We start from the raw sequence: 525 nt of genomic DNA on the forward strand, positions 1-525 counted from the left end.
GAAAACCACTGAGTGACTGGGTTCGTATTGATTACGTCTGCCTGAGTAATCACTTCACAGTTATCGATAAGAGCAGGAGCAACGTCAGAATGAGGATCGACGATTGCCACTTTATCTAGACCGTAGCTATTAAGCAGACGTGCATACACTTGCAGACCAAAACTATCACGGTCTACCATGTGACGATCAGCACGAGCATAAGGAATGTAAGGCATGTACAACGAGATTTTCACACGAGGATTCATGACACGTACAATGTTCACAATCTGCCCTACGTTGAATAGGGTGTCATGTAAACCACCGTCAGCGATACAGGTGATGAAGGCAGTGTCCACATGGTACGGACGTTGCCCAATCAAATGTACACCTTTAGCACCATCACTGAACTCTGTCCAGTTTAAGGTTTGTTCAACACCATTGATATGTAACTTAATCAAGACAACACCTCGTAGATCGAGTTGAGTGTATAAAGATAGCGTGAGCCATCCTCATGAGTTACATCACGAACCAAAAGAGAAGTACGGA

The 525-nt window shown here is 44.2% G+C and carries 1 protein-coding gene; it reads right to left on the minus strand.

All coding sequences use genetic code 11. The features are described from left to right. On the minus strand, nucleotides 1–437 hold a 437-nt coding region (locus HL054_RS22255; protein WP_369141311.1), incomplete at its 3' end, for a hypothetical protein. Between the last annotated feature and the right edge of the window lie 88 nt (nucleotides 438–525).

Source organism: Modestobacter versicolor (assembly GCF_041028285.1).
GTDB lineage: Bacteria > Actinomycetota > Actinomycetes > Mycobacteriales > Geodermatophilaceae > Modestobacter > Modestobacter versicolor_A.